General features: G+C 67.2%; 18 protein-coding genes. 7 read left to right on the top strand and 11 right to left on the bottom strand.

Annotated features, from left to right (window positions below):
* Positions 1-59 precede the first annotated feature (59 nt).
* From ACOEQ1_RS04505 to lgt, 4 genes are read right to left on the bottom strand one after another with little or no spacing between them, the layout of a single operon-like run.
* Positions 60-965: a hypothetical protein gene (locus ACOEQ1_RS04505; protein WP_419758023.1), complete on the bottom strand. Its 906-nt coding sequence runs from the start codon at positions 963-965 to the stop codon at positions 60-62.
* The gene (gene pgeF, locus ACOEQ1_RS04510; protein ID WP_419758024.1) at positions 962-1,741 is read right to left on the bottom strand and encodes a peptidoglycan editing factor PgeF; all 780 of its coding nucleotides are present in this window, start codon (positions 1,739-1,741) and stop codon (positions 962-964) included. Before pgeF ends, ACOEQ1_RS04505 begins: the two co-directional genes overlap by 4 nt.
* The gene (locus tag ACOEQ1_RS04515; protein WP_419758638.1) at positions 1,738-2,730 is read right to left on the bottom strand and encodes a class I SAM-dependent methyltransferase; all 993 of its coding nucleotides are present in this window, start codon (positions 2,728-2,730) and stop codon (positions 1,738-1,740) included. The genes pgeF and ACOEQ1_RS04515 overlap by 4 nt, the downstream gene beginning before the upstream one ends.
* Positions 2,730-3,548 (bottom strand): prolipoprotein diacylglyceryl transferase, encoded by an 819-nt coding sequence (lgt, locus tag ACOEQ1_RS04520; RefSeq protein WP_419758025.1) that lies wholly within the window; start codon positions 3,546-3,548, stop codon positions 2,730-2,732. Before lgt ends, ACOEQ1_RS04515 begins: the two co-directional genes overlap by 1 nt.
* Before the next feature lie 242 nt (positions 3,549-3,790).
* Between lgt and ACOEQ1_RS04525 the strand changes: the two genes are divergently transcribed.
* From ACOEQ1_RS04525 to ACOEQ1_RS04540, 4 genes are all read left to right on the top strand, one after another.
* Positions 3,791-4,198, top strand: a complete 408-nt coding sequence (locus tag ACOEQ1_RS04525; RefSeq protein WP_419758026.1) for an accessory factor UbiK family protein — start codon at positions 3,791-3,793, stop codon at positions 4,196-4,198.
* Between the two features lie 200 nt (positions 4,199-4,398).
* Positions 4,399-4,902: a YbjN domain-containing protein gene (locus ACOEQ1_RS04530; RefSeq protein ID WP_419758027.1), complete on the top strand. Its 504-nt coding sequence runs from the start codon at positions 4,399-4,401 to the stop codon at positions 4,900-4,902.
* 86 nt (positions 4,903-4,988) lie between these two features.
* Positions 4,989-5,627 (top strand): TetR family transcriptional regulator, encoded by a 639-nt coding sequence (locus ACOEQ1_RS04535; protein WP_419758028.1) that lies wholly within the window; start codon positions 4,989-4,991, stop codon positions 5,625-5,627.
* 140 nt (positions 5,628-5,767) lie between these two features.
* Positions 5,768-6,202, top strand: coding sequence for a phasin family protein (locus tag ACOEQ1_RS04540; RefSeq protein ID WP_419758029.1), 435 nt, complete (start codon positions 5,768-5,770; stop codon positions 6,200-6,202).
* A 33-nt stretch (positions 6,203-6,235) separates the two neighbouring features.
* On the opposite strand, the gene cobT is transcribed toward ACOEQ1_RS04540, so the two are convergent.
* From cobT to ACOEQ1_RS04555, 3 genes are all read right to left on the bottom strand, one after another.
* Positions 6,236-8,038, bottom strand: a complete 1,803-nt coding sequence (gene cobT / locus ACOEQ1_RS04545) for a cobaltochelatase subunit CobT (RefSeq protein ID WP_419758639.1) — start codon at positions 8,036-8,038, stop codon at positions 6,236-6,238.
* 84 nt (positions 8,039-8,122) lie between these two features.
* Positions 8,123-9,127, bottom strand: a complete 1,005-nt coding sequence (cobS, locus tag ACOEQ1_RS04550) for a cobaltochelatase subunit CobS (RefSeq protein WP_419758030.1) — start codon at positions 9,125-9,127, stop codon at positions 8,123-8,125.
* Between the two features lie 142 nt (positions 9,128-9,269).
* Positions 9,270-9,860 carry a J domain-containing protein gene (locus tag ACOEQ1_RS04555; RefSeq protein WP_419758031.1) on the bottom strand — a complete coding sequence of 197 codons (591 nt, stop codon included), beginning with the start codon at positions 9,858-9,860 and terminating at the stop codon, positions 9,270-9,272.
* Between the two features lie 109 nt (positions 9,861-9,969).
* Here ACOEQ1_RS04555 and ACOEQ1_RS04560 point away from each other — a divergent pair, with 109 nt between their 5' ends.
* From ACOEQ1_RS04560 to ACOEQ1_RS04570, 3 genes are all read left to right on the top strand, one after another.
* The gene (locus ACOEQ1_RS04560; protein ID WP_419758032.1) at positions 9,970-10,251 is read left to right on the top strand and encodes a BolA family protein; all 282 of its coding nucleotides are present in this window, start codon (positions 9,970-9,972) and stop codon (positions 10,249-10,251) included.
* A gap of 192 nt (positions 10,252-10,443) precedes the next feature.
* The gene (locus ACOEQ1_RS04565; RefSeq protein ID WP_419758033.1) at positions 10,444-10,890 is read left to right on the top strand and encodes an Lrp/AsnC family transcriptional regulator; all 447 of its coding nucleotides are present in this window, start codon (positions 10,444-10,446) and stop codon (positions 10,888-10,890) included.
* Between the two features lie 174 nt (positions 10,891-11,064).
* Positions 11,065-11,850, top strand: coding sequence for a SirB1 family protein (locus ACOEQ1_RS04570; protein ID WP_419758034.1), 786 nt, complete (start codon positions 11,065-11,067; stop codon positions 11,848-11,850).
* On the opposite strand, the gene ACOEQ1_RS04575 is transcribed toward ACOEQ1_RS04570, so the two are convergent.
* From ACOEQ1_RS04575 to ACOEQ1_RS04590, 4 genes are all read right to left on the bottom strand, one after another.
* Positions 11,847-12,989 (bottom strand): NAD(P)/FAD-dependent oxidoreductase, encoded by a 1,143-nt coding sequence (locus ACOEQ1_RS04575; RefSeq protein ID WP_419758035.1) that lies wholly within the window; start codon positions 12,987-12,989, stop codon positions 11,847-11,849. The two genes, ACOEQ1_RS04570 and ACOEQ1_RS04575, sit on opposite strands and share 4 nt — an antisense overlap.
* A gap of 3 nt (positions 12,990-12,992) precedes the next feature.
* Positions 12,993-14,060: a type III polyketide synthase gene (locus tag ACOEQ1_RS04580; protein WP_419758036.1), complete on the bottom strand. Its 1,068-nt coding sequence runs from the start codon at positions 14,058-14,060 to the stop codon at positions 12,993-12,995.
* Positions 14,061-14,161: 101 nt separating this feature from the next.
* Complete coding sequence (locus ACOEQ1_RS04585; RefSeq protein WP_419758037.1) at positions 14,162-14,773, bottom strand: hypothetical protein; 612 nt, start codon at positions 14,771-14,773, stop codon at positions 14,162-14,164.
* 276 nt (positions 14,774-15,049) lie between these two features.
* Complete coding sequence (locus tag ACOEQ1_RS04590) at positions 15,050-16,084, bottom strand: lysylphosphatidylglycerol synthase domain-containing protein (RefSeq protein ID WP_419758038.1); 1,035 nt, start codon at positions 16,082-16,084, stop codon at positions 15,050-15,052.
* Positions 16,085-16,119 lie beyond the last annotated feature (35 nt).

The following is a 16,119-nucleotide window of genomic DNA, read 5'->3' on the forward strand; positions in this document are numbered from 1 at the left end:
ATGTGTCCACGCACCCGTATGGCCGAGTGAAATCCTGGCTCGGATGTCAAGCCATCGCTTCATGACGTTTGGCCGGCGGGGGACGGAGGCGTGGTGCTCGTCTTGCCGATATTGTTGTCGATGACCTCCTTCACCCCGCCCGCGGCGGCGCTGGCCGCGACCACGGCCACATCGCCCCAGTAGGTGTCGAGCGATCCCTTCGGAAAGTCATGCGGTTGCGTCACCTTGCCGACTTCCTTGCCGTCCGGAGTGTCGATGGTCCAGACGATCTCGATGTGCTGGGTATCCGGACCGGTCGTCGTCAGCGTCGCGTGGGCCTTCATCAGGTAATCCGCCTGATCCCGCTGGTTCACCAGTATCACGCCGAGGCTTGCGATGTCCTGGCGCATCTCCTTCGTGAGGGAAGCATCTCCGTCGCCGGGAGCTCCGGTGAGGCCGGAAAATTCGAGCCGCGGCGGCCTGTTGTAGAGGCTGTTGGGGTCGCTCTCCTTCAACGCCGCGTCGATGTTCGAGAGCAGCGCCGCGAGTTGGGGTCCAGCATTCGCGGCCTCGTCGTTCAGCGCCGTCGCGTCCCCATCGGCCCAGGCGCGGCTCGGGACCGGCAGGCCGGTGATGTTGCCCTGGACATGCCCGCGCGGGTCGATGATCGAATAGGAGGGCGTAACGGTACTGCCATTGAGCGCCGCGCTCACGCTCAGCACCCAATCGCCGCGCTGCGGCCTCTGCGCGAAGGCGGGCACCGTCTGAGCCACCATGGCGTTCGAAAGATCGTGCGCGAAGGCGACCGCCGACTGGTCATCCAGCAGCGCGCGCCCTGGCACCGGCACCACCAGCCGTTGCGGCGGCGGATGGGCGAGCAGCATCCCCATCCGGCCGGGATGATGCAGCATGGGTTCGGGGAAGTCGCCGCAGCCGGCCACGACGAGGGGGAGCCCGAGCAGGGCAAACCGGAGCGTGCTGGTCATGCGTCGCATCGGATCCCCGCGATCTGGTGGCCGATGGGACCGCCGCCGGCCAGGGTGCGACGGCGATGGCTGAAGAAGCGCTCAGGCTCGGCCGCTGTATCGCCTTCCGTCACGGAGACGCTGCCGAGCCCCGCCGCACGCAGCCGCGCCGCACAATAGCCGGCGAGATCGAACTGCCAGCGGTCAGGCTGGCCCTGCCGGAAGAAACGCGCATCCTCAGGGTTATGGGCGAGCACCGCATCCCTCATGTCGGCGGCCACTTCATAGGACGCTTGCCGGATGCAGGGGCCGATGACGGCGGCGATCCGCGCTGGTTCGGCACCGAGCGGCACCATCGCCGCCACCACCGCTTCGAGGATGCCGGCGACCGCACCGCGCCAGCCCGCATGGGCGGCGCCGACCACGCCGGCGTCGCGGTCCGCGAACAGCACGGGCGCGCAGTCGGCGGTCACGACGCCGAGGGCGATTCCTGGCACGGCGGTCACCATCCCGTCGGCGCGAGCGCCTTCGCCCGCGGCCCAGGGCTCGGTCACGGTCGCGACCATGTTGCCATGAACCTGATGCAGCCCGACCAGCTGGCCCGGTTCGACGCCGAGCATGTGCGCGACGCGTGCCCGGTTCTCCAGCACCGCCGCGCGGTCATCCGCCCCGGACAGGCTGCAGTTGAGGCTCGCATAAGGCCCCGTGGAAACTCCGCCGGCGCGGGTGAAGAAGCCATGCGGCACGGCGAGGGCCGCGTCGGTGATGCAGGGTATGCTCAAGCGAGGCAAGGTCATGCGGCGAATCCCGGTAGCTCCGGCCAGGAGGATGCGGTGATGGCCATGGCTTTGAACAGCCCACCCATCTGCAGAGGCTCGGCGAGTCGTCGGGCGCCCGTCATCAGTGCCGCGGCCTCCTCCGGCGTTCGTCCGCGCGCCAACCGCTCGACGCGCTGGAACAGGCCGAGCCTGCTGAGGAAGGTGCCTTGCGGCACCGGTCCCTGAGTTGCGGCGCCCGCCCGGGACGCCGCGCGCGCGATGGCGCCAAAGTCGACGAGCGCGGTGAGATCGGCCTCACCTGCATGGGCCAGCGGCTCGGCGGGCCGCTGGGCACGGATCGCCTGCAGGCTGTCGCCGGGATTTTGGGGCGTGCCGTAGTCGAGGATCAGCGCGACGCCGCCCTGCGCCACAAGGCGCTGGGCGAGCGCTTCCGCGAAGGCCTCGGCGGGTTCGTTGACTTCGAGCACGCCCTCGAGCGCCGCCTCGTCCTCGGGCAGATCGGCCGGCGGCGGGCATGGCAGCTCGACGAAGGCGCCATCCTCCACATGCCGCTCCAGCCAAATCGCGCCTTCATGGCGAAATTGCCGGATCGGCAGGGCGTCCAGAAATTCGTTGGCGACCAGGATCATGGAACCATCCGGCAGCGTCTCGAGCCCGTCGTGCCAGACTGCGTCGGGCACCCGCCTGGACTGCTCGGCGCGAAGCCGGGGCGAGGTTTCGATGAGATGCACCTGCGCCGCCGCGTGGAAGGCGGGCGCCACTCGGGCGGTGAGGCGGCGGGCGTCCGCCATCATGGTGCCGCGGCCAGGACCCGCCTCGGCCAGGAGCACCGGGTTGGGGCAGCCGAGGCTCTCCCACACCACCGCCGTCCAGGCGCCGATGATCTCGCCGAAGATCTGGCTGATCTCGGGCGCGGTCGTGAAGTCGGCGAAGGGATTCTGGCGGCTGTAGTAGGCGGCGTTTGCCCGCGCCATGAAGTGGTCGAGCCGTTCGGGCGCGCCGGAGATCAAGCCGGCTGCACCGGCAACGGCCGGCTGGCGCGGGCGAAGAGGACGAGGCCGATCCCGGCCAGGATCATCGGCACGCAAAGCAGCTGCCCCATCGTCAATCCGGACCACAGGAAGCCGAGGAAGGCGTCCGGCTCGCGAAAGCACTCGCCGATGCTGCGGGCGATGCCGTAGCCGATGAGGAACCAGCCGGTGAGGAGCCCCGGATGGGCCCGTCGCCGGCCGGATTGTGCCAGCACCAGCATCACGATGAGCAGGCACAGGCCTTCCAGGAACGCCTCATAGAGCTCGCTCGGAAAACGTGGGGTCATGTCGACGCGGGGATAGATCATGGCGAAGGGCCAGCCGGGCGGCGCCGCACGGCCCCACAGCTCGCCGTTGATGAAGTTGGCGATCCGGCCGAAGCCGAGGCCGATCGGCGCGACGACCGCGATGCGGTCGGCGAAGGCGAGCACGTTGATCCGGTTTCGCAGGCAGAACCAGGTGATGGCGATGGCGACGCCCAGCATGCCGCCGTGGAAGCTCATGCCGCCCTGCCAGACCGCGATGATATCCAGCGGATGCCGGAAGAACGCGCCGGGCTGGTAGAACAGCACGTAGCCGATGCGACCGCCGAGAACGACGCCAACCGTCGCCCAGGAGAGGAAATCATCCACCTGCAGCGGGGTCGCGACCGTCGGCGTCCATTGCGAGACACGCCGCATCAACCGCCAGCCGAGCACCAGCCCGGCGATATAGGCGAGGGCGTACCAGTGGATGGCGAAGGGGCCGAGTTTCACCAGCACCGGGTTGAAGTCGGGGAAGACGAGCGGCTTCATCTGTCAGCGCCTCACCGGCCGGCGTCCTGCCCCGATGGGGACGGCGGCCGGGCCTTGGTGCAGGCGAGCCGAGACCCCATGTCCACTGCCCACGACCGGCCAACTCTGTTAGTGTCGGGAGAGGCTGCAGCACGACATCCCGCTCTGGCGTTTGTATTGGGCGTCAGGAGGGCCGAGGAGATCGGGTTCATGCTTGCGGCTTATACGCAACGCGCCGGCGAGGCGGAAGGCAGGAGGACGGAATGAAGGAGCGCGGCCGCTTCATGGACGATCTGGCAGGGGTGGCGCAAGGCGCCTTCTCCGCCTTCACCGGCCTTCGCGACGAGGCCGAAGCCGTGTTCACGGCGCGCGTCGAGGCCGTCATTCAGAAGCTCGACATCGCGCGTGGCGAGCAACTGGCGGCGGTCCAGGAACTCGCCGCTAATGCGCGGGCAGGGCAGGAAGCCGCTGAGGCGAAGGTCGCGGCGCTTACGCTGCGGGTCGAGGCCCTGGAAGCCAGGCTCGGCTTGCCGCCCAAGGGGCCGGCATCCCCGGCGCCGGTGGTCGATCCTCTGACAGCTTTCCCGAGCGACGTGCCGCCCGTGACGCCGACAGACGTCACGGGGAAATTTCCCGATGACGGATTCCCAGGGACACCAACTGTTGCATGAGAGTTTCGTGGCAGTTACGCCTGTAAGTCCTTGAGGGGCTACGCTTCGCTTGCGGTAGACCGCTGCGGGCCCCTACTGTCCGGTCGGAGGCGGCGATTCGTGACGCCAATCAGGGTGCCGTCGCGGTGCCTTATGTTGGGTCTTGTCACCGGTCTCGCCGTCGGTCCGGCCTTCCTCTCAGCAACGAGGAGACCTTAGCTATGTCTGCCGTAACAAGCGCCGCTGAAGCCAATGTAGCGAATCCGCTCGATGTGATCGAGCAGATCATCTCCTCCAACGAATGGGCCTTCGAGCGCCGCAACGATGCGGAAATGGCCGCCGAGGCGCCGGGTCAGTGGTCCGACTACGGCCTCTATTTCAACTGGTCGCAGGAAATCTCCGCGATGCACTTCACCTGCGCCTTCGACATGAAGGTGCCGGAGAAGCGTCGCGCCGACTTCTACGAGTTGCTGGCGCTGGCCAACACCCACCTATGGATCGGCCACTTCGGAATGGATGCCGACGACGGCATGCCCGTGTTCCGTCATGCCGTGCTGCTGCGCGGTGCCCGCGGCGCCTCCTCGGAGAGCCTGGAGGATATGGTCGATATCGCGATCACGGAATGCGAGCGTTTCTTTCCCGCTTTCCAGTTCGTCCTCACCGGAGGCAAATCGCCGGATGAGGCGTTGACGGCCGCGATGCTTGAATGCGCCGGCGAGGCCTGACCATTGCCCTCCGAGCGGTGTGCGACGCCTACGGCTGCGCATGCCGTTTCCCTTGAGCGCTCGCCCTTAGACATAAAGATATCTTTATGACCGACATTGAATTCGATGCGGCAGTGGTCACGGCTGTGCTTGCCGAGGCAGGATTACGCGGCTGGCGGGGCACGAGCCTTGTCGAGGCGGTCCGTGACGCGGGTCTGGACCTGGCACGCGTGCGCAAGCGTTTCCCCACGAAGCTGACGGTCCTTGCCCGTTTCGGTACGATCGCCGATGAGGCCGCGCTCTCCGACGTGCCATCGGTCGGCGCGGTGAAGGACCGCCTGTTCGACATGATCATGCGCCGCTTCGATGTGCATCAGGCTCATCGTGCCGGGGTGTTGGCCGTGCTGGATGCAGCGGCCCTGGACCCGGTTCTTGGGCTTTTCCTCGGCGGGATGGCGTCCCGGAGCATGGGCTGGCTGCTGGAAGGCGCCGGCCTCTCAGGTTCCGGTCTGCGCGGCGGCCTCCGTGCACAGGGACTGCTGGGCGTTTGGCTTTGGTCGGTGCGGGCCTGGCGTGAAGACGAGAGCGCCGATCTGTCGGCGACGATGACGGCGTTGGACAAGGCTTTGGATCGCGCCGGGCAGTTGGCGCACTATATCGGTGACGATCCTCCCGTGACCGAGGACGACGCGGCCGCGTCCGCTCCCCTGACGCCGCAGGCTCCGCCGATCGACCCGGTCATCTAGCGGTCTTAAAGTTTCGTGTTATCCGGGCCGGGCGCTTGCCATGAGGCATGGGACGGGCGCGATATGGCTGCGGCGCCCCACAGGCGGCGCCGGTAGCAAGAACGGCAAATTTGCCCGAGAGCAAAGCTGAGGAGGCTTCAATGTCCGACCTTTCAAAATTCCCAACCGATATGACGAAGTATTTTTCATCGCTGAAGCTGCCGTCGGTGCCGGAAATCGCATCTCTCATGGAAACGCATAAGCGAAACCTGGCAGCGCTGGCGGCGGCCAACAAACTCGTTTTCGAGGGCGCGCAGGCGATCACCCAGCGCCAGGTCGAGGTCATCCGTCGGCAGGTGACGGATGTGACCGAAGCGGCGAAGTTGCTGGCGGCACCGGGCGACGCCAAGGAGCGCGCGGTGCGCCAGGCCGAGCTGATGAAGCAGGCTTACGAGAAGAGCGTCGCGGATCTGAAGGAAGTCGAGGATCTGCTGCGGAAATCCAGCACCGAGGCGCTCGATCTGGTGCATCACCGCTTCATGGAGGCGATGGACGAGGTCAAGGCCGCGGTCGAGAGCGGCACTCCGCAGGCTTGATTTGGCCGGCTCTCCGGGCAGCGGGTGCCCGCCTCACACCACTGCGGGCGCCCGCTCCATTGCGGCCTGACCCCAGCCTCCATCGGCCGTCTCGTCGAACAGCGAGGTCAGCTGCCGCATCATCGTGCCGCCCAGTTCCTCGGCATCGACGATCGTGACCGCGCGCCGATAGTAGCGGGTCACGTCGTGCCCGATCCCGATCGCGACCAGTTCGACCAGGCCGCGGCTCTCGATGTCTTGGATGGCGTGCCTCAGGTGGCGCTCCAGGTAGTTGCCCGGATTGACCGACAGCGTCGAATCGTCGACAGGGGCGCCGTCGCTGATGACCATCAGGATGCGCCGATGCTCAGTCCGCGCGAGGAGGCGGCGGTAGGCCCAGACGAGCGCCTCACCGTCGATATTCTCCTTGAGCAGGCCCTCGCGCAGCATGAGCCCAAGATTGCGCCGGGCACGCCGCCACGGCGCGTCGGCCGACTTGTAGATGATGTGCCGAAGATCGTTCAGCCGCCCCGGGTTCCGCGGCTTCCCGTCCTGAACCCAGCGCTCACGGCTCTGGCCGCCCTTCCAGGCGCGCGTCGTGAAGCCCAGCACCTCGACCTTCACCGCGCAGCGCTCCAGCGTGCGAGCCAGGATATCGCCGCACATCGCCGCCACCGTGATCGGGCGGCCGCGCATGCTGCCCGAATTGTCGATCAGCAGCGTCACCACCGTATCCCGGAAGTCGGTCTCGCGCTCGCGCTTGTAGGATAGCGAGGCGGTCGGCGTCGTCACCACGCGGGCGAGGCGGCTGACATCGAGCAGCCCGTCCTCGAGGTCGAAGTCCCAGGCGCGGGTCTGCTGCGCCATCAGCCGGCGCTGCAGCCGGTTGGCAAGCTTGGAGACAACGCCTTGAAGGTGTTGCAGCTGGTGGTCGAGCTGCTGGCGAAGACGGCTGAGTTCCTCAGGGTCGCAGAGAGCCTCGGCGCCGACTTCCTCGTCGAACGCCTTGGAATACGCGCGATATTGGCTTTCGTCGCCGCTGCGGTCCTTTGCCGGTTGCTGCCCGCCGGGCCGCTCGTCACCTTCGGCCTGGGCGGCTTCCTCTTCCTCGCCCTCGGCGGCGTCCTCTTCCGCCGCATCGCCCTGGGTGTCCTGCGGCTCGGCGCTGAGGCTCGCCTCGGCTTCGGACTGGGACTGGCTCTCGCCCTCGGAGGAGCTGTCCTGCTGCGGGCTTTGCTCCGGCGCATCCTCGCCGCCCTCCGGCTGATCGTCCGGCTCGGCTTCGGCCTCTGCCTCGGCAAGGTCGTAGGCCGACAGCAGCTTGCGCGCGGCACGCGTGAACGCCGTCTGGTCGTCGGTCGTCCGCGCCATCTCCGCCAGCGCCGCCTCGGCCTCCGGTCCGATGGCCGCGCGCCAATGCGAGAGTACGCGGTCGGCGGAAGCCGGGGAGGCGACGCCCGACATCCGCTCGCGCGCCAGCAGGGCGAGCGCCGCGCCGAGCGGCAACTGCTCCTTGCGGGTCATGCGGTCGTAACCGTCAGCCTCGCATTGTTCGACGAGCTTCTGCTGCAGGTTCGCGGCCACGCCCGCCATGTGGCGGCTTCCAACCGTCTCGATTCTCGCCTGTTCGAGCGCGTCGTAGGCTTCGCGTGCCTCGCGGCTCGAGGGCGATCGGGCGGAGTGGACGGTATTGTCGTGGTGGCGGATGCGGAGCGCCACGGCGTCGGCCGCGCCGCGCAGTCGGGCGATCTCGGCGGGCGGCAGGCCGCGCGTAGGGGAGGGCAAGCGGGCTCGCGCGCCTGCCAGGCTCGCCGGACCGGCCTGGAACGCAACCTCCACCTCCGGCTGTCCAGACATCGCGCGCACCGCGCCGGCAGTCGCGCGCTTGAAGGCCTCACTCCGTTCGTTGCCGTCCTTAGTCCCGCTCACTGCGTTCGACCCTTAGCTCGCCCGGCGAAGGCCGCCGGTCGACAGCTCCTCGTTGAAGCAGCGCTGGTAGTATTCCGCGACCGTCGCCCGCTCCGCCTCGTCGCACTTGTTGAGGAAGGTGAGGCGGAACGCGAAGTTGAGGTCGTTGAAGATGCGGTCGTTCTCGGCCCAGGTGATCACGGTTCGTGGCGACATGACCGTGGAGATGTCGCCCGCGATGAAGCCCGCCCGCGTCAGATCGGCCAGCGCCACCATGCTCTCGACGCGGCGGCGGCCGGGACCATCCTTCGGGTCGATGCCGAGCTTGGCCATCACGATCGCCGTTTCCTGGCCGTGCGGCAGGTAGTTGAGGGTCGCGACGATGTTCCAGCGATCCATCTGCCCCTGGTTGATCTGCTGGGTGCCGTGATAGAGGCCGGTCGTGTCGCCCAATCCGACAGTGTTCGCGGTCGCGAACAGGCGGAAGGCCGGATGCGGATGGATGACGCGGTTCTGGTCGAGCAGGGTGAGCCGGCCCTCGACTTCGAGCACCCGCTGGATCACGAACATCACGTCCGGCCGCCCTGCATCGTATTCGTCGAAGACGAGGGCGCAGGGGTGCTGCAGCGCCCAGGGCAGGATGCCTTCGCGGAACTCGGTGACCTGCTGGCCGTCCTTCAGGACGATGGCGTCCTTGCCGATGAGATCGATGCGGCTGATGTGGCTGTCGAGATTGATCCGCAGGCATGGCCAGTTCAGCCGGGCGGCGACCTGCTCGATGTGGGTCGACTTGCCGGTTCCATGATAGCCCTGGATCATCACGCGCCGGTTGAAGGCGAAGCCGGCCAAGATCGCGAGCGTCGTATCATGATCGAACTGGTAGGTCGGGTCGATCTGCGGCACATGGTCCGAGCGTTCGCTGAAGGCCGGCGCGGTGAGGTCGGATTTGAGGCCGAAGACGTCGCGGACGCTGACCGTCGTGTCCGGCGTCCCCGTACCTCTGCTGACCGCGATCCCGGAATTGGCGCCATTCATCATCGAAAAGAACGTCCTGTCATGCTGCTGTCGGATGAGCGGGGGATTACGCCTCGCAAGACGCGGGCCGCCCCTGAGACCTGAAGACTATCATATAGGCGTCGCGCGGCGCCGCCGCGAGGGCGAACTGGCCCATGTTTCGGTGTCACGAACGAGCCATCTGCCGCTCGTCCGCCGGCCAGAGGGTCTTGAGCGTCGAATAGGCGATGTTGATGGCCTTGATCCGCGCATCGGCGGCATCTCCACCACCATTCGTGTCGGGGTGATGCTTCTTTGCCAGCGCCTTGTAGCGGGCCTTCACCGTGTCCATGCTGACCGGCCAGCTCAGCCCCAGCACGTCGAGCGGCTGGCGAAGTTCCGCGGGCGCCTGTTCCGAAGGGTCCGGCCGGTTCGGCCGGCGTCCGCCGAGGTTGAGCAGCGGATCGCGCAGAACGGCCTCATCGGGAACCTTGGGGCCACCATTCGTCCCCAGCCGCCAGGTCGGCCGTTGCCAGGACGCATCGGCCCTCAGCTCCTGCTCGATCTGGCCCGGCGTCATATCCTTGTAATAGTCCCAGCTGGCGTTGTAGGCCCGGACATGGTCCAGGCAGAGCCAAAGATAATCGTTCAGGGAAGTCCGGGACCGCGGGGCGCGGTAGCATCCCATATTGGGGCAATTGGGCATGTCGCACGGCCGGCCCGGCGCGTCCGGGTCGGGCGCGTAGGCCCGAACTCGGGTGACGCGTCGTGATGTCATGAGGCGATATATGGTCGCCGGGCGGGGCGCTTGGCAATCCCGCGCGCGCACGTCTGGCGACCGCCGATGATGCTTGAAATAGGGCGCGGTTCCGCTCAGGATTTGCCTCATGAGCAGGCAGTCCCGCATCGTCGGCATTCTCACGGAAGCCTTCACGCCGCAGCGCCTGGAGGTCGAGGACGACAGCGCCCGCCACGCCGGGCACGCCGGGGCCGGGGCCGGCGGAGAGACGCATTTCAACGTCCGGATGGCGTCTGCGGCCTTCGAAGGCATGAACCGCGTCGCGCGCTCCCGTGCCGTCAATGACGCGCTCGCCGGTGAGTTCGCCGAGGGCCTTCATGCGCTGTCGCTGACGCTGCGGGCGCCTTCGGAACTCACGGTCTCCAGCTGAAGCCTGCGTTCGCCTGAACCTCAGACAGCTGCGGGGCTGTCCGGACTTGCGCGGCTTGCCCGCTTGGCCGCACGCGGAAAATCCTTTGCCCTGCGCCCATCCTCTGTTGGAATGATTTGCAACGGGGGCGGATTTCCGTGCCTCTTCCTCTGAACCGGATTTCCTCAGGCAATCATGTCAGCAGCCGTGCCCATGGACGAGACAGACCGGGCGATCCTCCGGTTGATTGCGCGTGACGCCTCGCTCTCTCTGGCTGAGATCGCGGCGGAAGTGCATCTCACCCCGACCCCATGCTGGAAACGCATCCGCCGGCTGGAGAAGGACGGCGTCATCCGCGCGCGCATCGCGGTGCTGGACCAGCAGGCGCTCGGTCTGCCCGTCTCCGTGTTCGTCTCGGTCGAAACCGCGGATCATTCGGCGGATTGGCTCGGCCGTTTCGCGGCACTGGTGGACCAAACCCCCGAAATCGTGGATACATGGCGGATGGGCGGCGATGTGGACTACCTTCTGCATGTCGTCGTCTCAGATATCAGCGCCTATGACGCCTTCTACAGGCGGCTGATCGCCGCGCTCCCCCTGCGCAACGTCACCAGCCGCTTCGCCATGGAGCGCATCAAAAGCGCTCCCCTGCCACTATGACCCGGCAAACTCTCAACGCACCGGACGACGGGGCGGATACTTGCTTCGAGGAGAACGGCCCTGCCTGACCAACCTGATCCGACCGCCGCTCCGGAAGAGAACGGCAATCACCCCGAGGTCGCCATTCGCAACGCTCTCGATGCTGTCGGAAGCTTGCCGGACGAAGAAATAGCCTTGGCGGAGACGGCGCTTCTCTTTGCCCGGCTCGACGCGCCGGGCGCCGACTGGCGTGGTGCGAGGGCTCATCTGAGTGTGCTTGCGCGCGAGGCGGCGGAGCTGACCCAGTGGGCCGGCGCCAGCGCGCATGACCAGGGCGAGGCCATGTCGGCCATGCTCGGCTGCAGGCACGACTACAGCGGCGACCGCGACACCTACGACGACCTGCGGAACGTCAATCTGATACGCGTGACCGAACGCCGGCGCGGCATGCCGATCGGCCTCGGCGTGATCTGGCTGCACTGCGCGGAAGTGGCGGGGTGGGATTGCTACGGCATCAACTTCCCCGGCCATTTCATCCTCGGCCTCGATGGCGACGACGGGCAGGCGATCCTCGATGTCTTCTCCGGCGGCAAGATCCTCAACATCGAGGATCTCGACGCCATGATTTCGCGCGTCGACGAGACGCACAGGCCGCGGGCGACGTCCCAAGGCGAGCTGATGCCGCGTCTCTCGGGCCGGATGAGCAAGCGCGACGTGCTGGTCCGGCTGCAGCGGAACATCGCCTTCCGCCGCGAGCAGGGTGGCGATACTGCCGGTGCGCTCCGCTGCGTCGAGGATATGCTGCGCATCGCGCCGGGCGACATCGGGCTGTGGCAGGAGGCCGTCGTGCTCAATCAGAGGCTCGACCAGATGGCAGCCGCAGTGAGGTGCATGGGGCGCGTCGTGGCGCTGATTCCGCCCGGCAAGGACGCCGACCTCGCGCGTGCGGCGATGCGGCGTCTGCGCAGCAGCCTGAACTAGCCGACGACGTTCGCGAGCCTGTTCTCCGGGACGCGGGTCAGGACAGTGCCGAGCCTGATCGCGGCCGGGATGAGCCTCGCAGCCGCGAGCAATCCGTGCTGGGGCCGTGAATGGACGAAGACCCGCGATAGCCACGTCGCCCGTGACACCTGAGCGCCAACGTCGCTCGCGAGTTGCGCCTGGAAGCGCCCGACGCCTTGGCCGGCCAGATAGGCCGACGCGGCCAAAGCGGCGCTGTGCAGCGCGATCGACATGCCGTCCCCGGAAAAGGATGGAATGACGGCGGCCTGATCGCCGAGGCGCCAAAATCGTCCCAGGTCAGAACCATCGGGATCGGGAGCCCGGACTACGAGCCCGTAGGGCAGACCGGCGACGGAGAGCGGCCTGGCCCAGGCGGACGACGCACCCTCGAGGCGCTCCGCGAGTGCCGGAGTTTCTTCGCCGATGGCAGCCAGCAGACCTTGCCAGCTGCGGCCAGCCGCCGCGAACCGGTCGCGCCGCACCAGCAGGCAGAGATTGGCACGGTCGCCCTCCACCGGCTGCAGCCCCGCATATCCTCCGGCAAACAGCATGAGTTCCACCCGCCGGCTGAGCGCGGCGGCCTGACGGGGCGCCAACCTGAACATCATCTTGAAGCCGATGAGGTCGTTCTGGCGGCCCGGGGGACGCGGATGCCCTCGGAGGTCGTGCTTGCCGGTCGCAAGCACGGCTGTCGCCGCCTGCACCTCGACGCCATCCTCCAGACGCAGCCGCATCCCGTCTCCCGAAGGCTGGGCCGCCACCACCCTCCGCCCGCGCAGGATCCGGGCGCCGCATGCGGCGGCTCGCGACAGCACGGCCTCGTCGAGAACCCGGCGGGACAGGCTCATGGCCTGGAAGGGCAGGCGGGTCACGACGGAGGCTTTACCGGCCGAAAGGCCGAGCCTCTCGATCGGCAGCCCGCCCAGCGCCTTCAGGTCGATGCCGAGAGCGGACAGATAAAGCACCGCCTCACGGCTGAGGAACTCGCCACAAACCTTGTCGTGCGGCCCGGCCTCACGTTCGACCACGAGCACCTCGCGGCCAGCCGTGGCGAGGAGGCTGGCGAAACCAGCCCCCGCCAGTCCGCCGCCGATGACCGCGACCTCGGCCTGGAGCATCGATTAAACCGTCTCGAACAGCATCGTCTCGGCGACGAGGCCGGGACCGAAGCCCATCGCGCAGCCGCGCGCGCCTGGCTGTTTGGCGCGGATCATCCGGTCCAGCACGAACATGATGGTGGCGGAGGACATGTTGCCATAGTCGCTGAGCACCGACCGCGACTCCGCCAGCGCCCCCTGCGGCAGGTTAAGCCCTCCCTGCACCGCATCCAGCACCGACCGTCCGCCAGGATGGACCGCCCACAGGTCGATCGCCTCGACCGCCACGCCGTCCAGGATCAGCGGAGCGGCAACTGCCAGCCCTTCGCCGATCGTCGCCGGAACGCGGCCGGACAGGTGCATGTCGAACCCCTGGTCGCCGACGCGCCAGGTTATCAGCCCTTCGCTGGACGGGATCAGGGCCGCGTGGAAACGCTCGAGTGCGAGCCCCTCAGGCTCCGAGGTCACGAGGGAAGCGGCGCAACCATCCGCGAAGACGAGAAACGAGAGCACCTTCTCCAGATCCTGCGTCTCCTGCAGATGGAGGGTGCAAAGCTCCAGATTGACCACAAGGACCTGCGCGTCGGGTTCCGACCGCACGATGTGGCGCGCGAGCTTGAGGGCGTTGAAGGCTGCGTAGCAGCCCATGAAGGCCACCATGGTGCGCTCGACGGACGACCGTAAGCCGAGGGTCGCCGCGATCTGCATGTCCAGCCCGGGCGCGTAAAAGCCGGTGCAGGTGGTCACGATCAGATGCGTGATGTCGTCACGCCTCCCAGCGATGTCGAGGCCGCCGGCGGCCTCTAGCGCCAGCGGCAGCGCCGCCTGCTCATAGAGACCCATGCGGGTGCCGGAAGACGGGAAGTTGCCGCGCGCGAAGATGGCGGCGGCGTCGATGGAAGCACCGGTGGGGTCGGTCGCCGGCGCGAGCGTCGAATACCGGTGATGGATCTCGGAGCGGTCCGCCATGCGGCGGAACACTTTCTGGTGGCGTGGGTCCTCCAGCAGGCTGTCTGCGAAGCGCACGAACGTCTCGTGCACGTCGTGAGCCGGAACGGACGTCGAGACGCGATTGATGTAAGCGTTTCCCATTTGTCATATGTGGCATCACTTATGACCAAGTATAAGCGCTCGTTTTGTAGCCATTCTGTAACGTGACTTGCTTACGGGCGCGGCCGGCATGCGAGGAAGCGTCATCCGGCCTCTGCGCGCCTGCGAGGCGCTAAGCGACCGGAGGCGAGCCAGCCCCAGCGGCCGAGGAGCGGCGTAAGGAAACGATCCGTTCCGAACTGCAGACCGGCCTGCGCCAGGAACAGGGCGATGAAAACGAAGGCGTAGATGATGGCGGTTCCGATATCGGTTGAGCCGGCCTTGTAGGGTCCACCGAAGCCTTCGGCCGTCGACCAGATCGTAAGCGTCAGCAACACGCCCCCCAGCGCGGCCATATTGGTGAAGATGCCGAAGATCAACGCGAAGGCGAGCGCAGACTCGCTCAGTGCGACGATGGTTGCGAAGACGTGCGGATTAACCTCGATGATGTTGATCCAGAACCCGATCCACGCCTTCACGAGCGGCGGCTGCCCGTCAAGCGCACCACTGAGATAGGTCGGCAGGCCCGTCTGAAATGCGGGCCGCCATTTGAATTGGGCGTCAATCGCCCAAACGATCCCGAAGACGATGCGCAACACGCCGAAAGCCTGATCGCGCCACGGCTGGATGCCTCTCCCAGCCTGCAACATCGCGGATGCTGGTATCATCGACGACATGCGCGTGCCGTCGTCCACGATCTCGGAAGGATGTCGCATGCTTGCTACCCGTGATGATGATTTAGTTGAGACACAAGATTGTTTCGGCACGGCAGCGGAGACCGCGCGGTGTCTCGCCGCATCAACCCGTCGCAAGCTGGACCGGCCACTGCCAGCGAGAATGCCGCGGGTGCTTTACGCCCCATGAAGATGATGTGCTGCCTCGACCGCTGGCCGCCTGAAGGTCTTGTGGCAGGCCAAGCTTACGGCAACCTGACAGCCAGGCGATGCCGAGCCAGTTGACCGCCGCAAGCGCCAGTGCCGTCGCGAGCGTCCCTAACCGCGAGGACCCAGGTTGGAGGAAGCGTCTTCCAGCCTCTGGAGCGCCCGCCGGTCGCGGCGGAGGGCGTGGAACTCGAGCCATTGCCAGATCAGCAGGGCCGGAAGCCCGATGACGAGATCGCGCGCGCGGGTGAGAAGCGACACCGCAACGGAAATATCCGCAGGCAATCCAAATATGGCGCCGAGGCCGGCATACGCGGCCTCCTGCACGCCCGCGGCGCCGGGCACGAAGAAGGTCATGCTCAACGCGGCCCGGAGCAACGCCTCGATCCCCAGTGCCTGCGTGGGTGTGATCGGCGCGCCGAGCAGATGGTAGGCGAGCCAAGAGCTTCCGGCCGAGCCCAGCCACCCGATGAAGTGGCATAGCACGGCGGCGACGATGGCGGTCTTGCGTTCGTAGATGGCGTCGAACTGGCCGGCCATGCGATCGAGCGGACCCAAGGCGATCCGGCCGGCGGGCACCCCGGATTCTCCCGCGCCGATGCGCGCCACCAGTTTCTGCAGCACCCGGGTGCCCGGGCCAGGCAAGGAAATGAAGGTAACGGCCGCAAGCCCGGCAACCGCGATGCCCGCGCCGATCGGCAGGATGAGGCTCGAATGCGGCTGCCATACCACCAGCACGACAAGGCCGAGCGCTGCGAAAAGCACTTCCGCGGCGAACTCGGCCGCCACGTCGACCAAGGTCGAGGCCGCGGCGAGTGGTTTGGACATGCCCGCCAGCGAAACCGCGCGAGCACCCATGACGAAGCCGCCCACAGGCAGGAAGGGCAGGAAGCGGCCGCCGCCTTCCCGCACGAGACGGCCCCAGTAGAGGATAGGGTAGGTGCGGAAGTGGCCTTCCGGCAGGATGATGAACCAGGCGAGGGCCAGCAGCAGCGTGACCGCGAGTTGGGTCGCCACCATCAGGGAGAAGCCGCGCCACCCCACCGACAACAGCGCCGCCAGCACATGATGCGCCCCGAACACGAAGACCATGAGGATGGCGAGCAGAATGCCGGCCAGCATGAAGGCGACGGAGAGGCGCTTCATGGCTAAGGGCAGAAGCCCCAGGCCGGCGCGGGCAC

Source organism: Acidisoma sp., from assembly GCF_965199065.1.
Taxonomy (GTDB): domain Bacteria; phylum Pseudomonadota; class Alphaproteobacteria; order Acetobacterales; family Acetobacteraceae; genus Acidisoma.

Bases quoted from the DNA above. Each gene is read 5' to 3' on its own strand.
- ACOEQ1_RS04505 (WP_419758023.1), bottom strand. From the start codon at position 965: ATGACCAGCACGCTCCGGTTTGCCCTGCTCGGGCTCCCCCTCGTCGTG.
- ACOEQ1_RS04575 (WP_419758035.1), bottom strand. From the start codon at position 12,989: ATGCTCCAGGCCGAGGTCGCGGTCATCGGCGGCGGACTGGCGGGGGCT.
- cobS (WP_419758030.1), bottom strand. From the start codon at position 9,127: ATGATGAATGGCGCCAATTCCGGGATCGCGGTCAGCAGAGGTACGGGG.
- cobT (WP_419758639.1), bottom strand. From the start codon at position 8,038: ATGTCTGGACAGCCGGAGGTGGAGGTTGCGTTCCAGGCCGGTCCGGCG.
- ACOEQ1_RS04580 (WP_419758036.1), bottom strand. From the start codon at position 14,060: ATGGGAAACGCTTACATCAATCGCGTCTCGACGTCCGTTCCGGCTCAC.
- ACOEQ1_RS04555 (WP_419758031.1), bottom strand. From the start codon at position 9,860: ATGACATCACGACGCGTCACCCGAGTTCGGGCCTACGCGCCCGACCCG.
- ACOEQ1_RS04565 (WP_419758033.1), top strand. From the start codon at position 10,444: ATGGACGAGACAGACCGGGCGATCCTCCGGTTGATTGCGCGTGACGCC.
- ACOEQ1_RS04535 (WP_419758028.1), top strand. From the start codon at position 4,989: ATGACCGACATTGAATTCGATGCGGCAGTGGTCACGGCTGTGCTTGCC.
- pgeF (WP_419758024.1), bottom strand. From the start codon at position 1,741: ATGACCTTGCCTCGCTTGAGCATACCCTGCATCACCGACGCGGCCCTC.
- ACOEQ1_RS04585 (WP_419758037.1), bottom strand. From the start codon at position 14,773: ATGCGACATCCTTCCGAGATCGTGGACGACGGCACGCGCATGTCGTCG.
- ACOEQ1_RS04560 (WP_419758032.1), top strand. From the start codon at position 9,970: ATGAGCAGGCAGTCCCGCATCGTCGGCATTCTCACGGAAGCCTTCACG.
- ACOEQ1_RS04590 (WP_419758038.1), bottom strand. From the start codon at position 16,084: ATGAAGCGCCTCTCCGTCGCCTTCATGCTGGCCGGCATTCTGCTCGCC.
- ACOEQ1_RS04530 (WP_419758027.1), top strand. From the start codon at position 4,399: ATGTCTGCCGTAACAAGCGCCGCTGAAGCCAATGTAGCGAATCCGCTC.
- ACOEQ1_RS04540 (WP_419758029.1), top strand. From the start codon at position 5,768: ATGTCCGACCTTTCAAAATTCCCAACCGATATGACGAAGTATTTTTCA.
- lgt (WP_419758025.1), bottom strand. From the start codon at position 3,548: ATGAAGCCGCTCGTCTTCCCCGACTTCAACCCGGTGCTGGTGAAACTC.
- ACOEQ1_RS04525 (WP_419758026.1), top strand. From the start codon at position 3,791: ATGAAGGAGCGCGGCCGCTTCATGGACGATCTGGCAGGGGTGGCGCAA.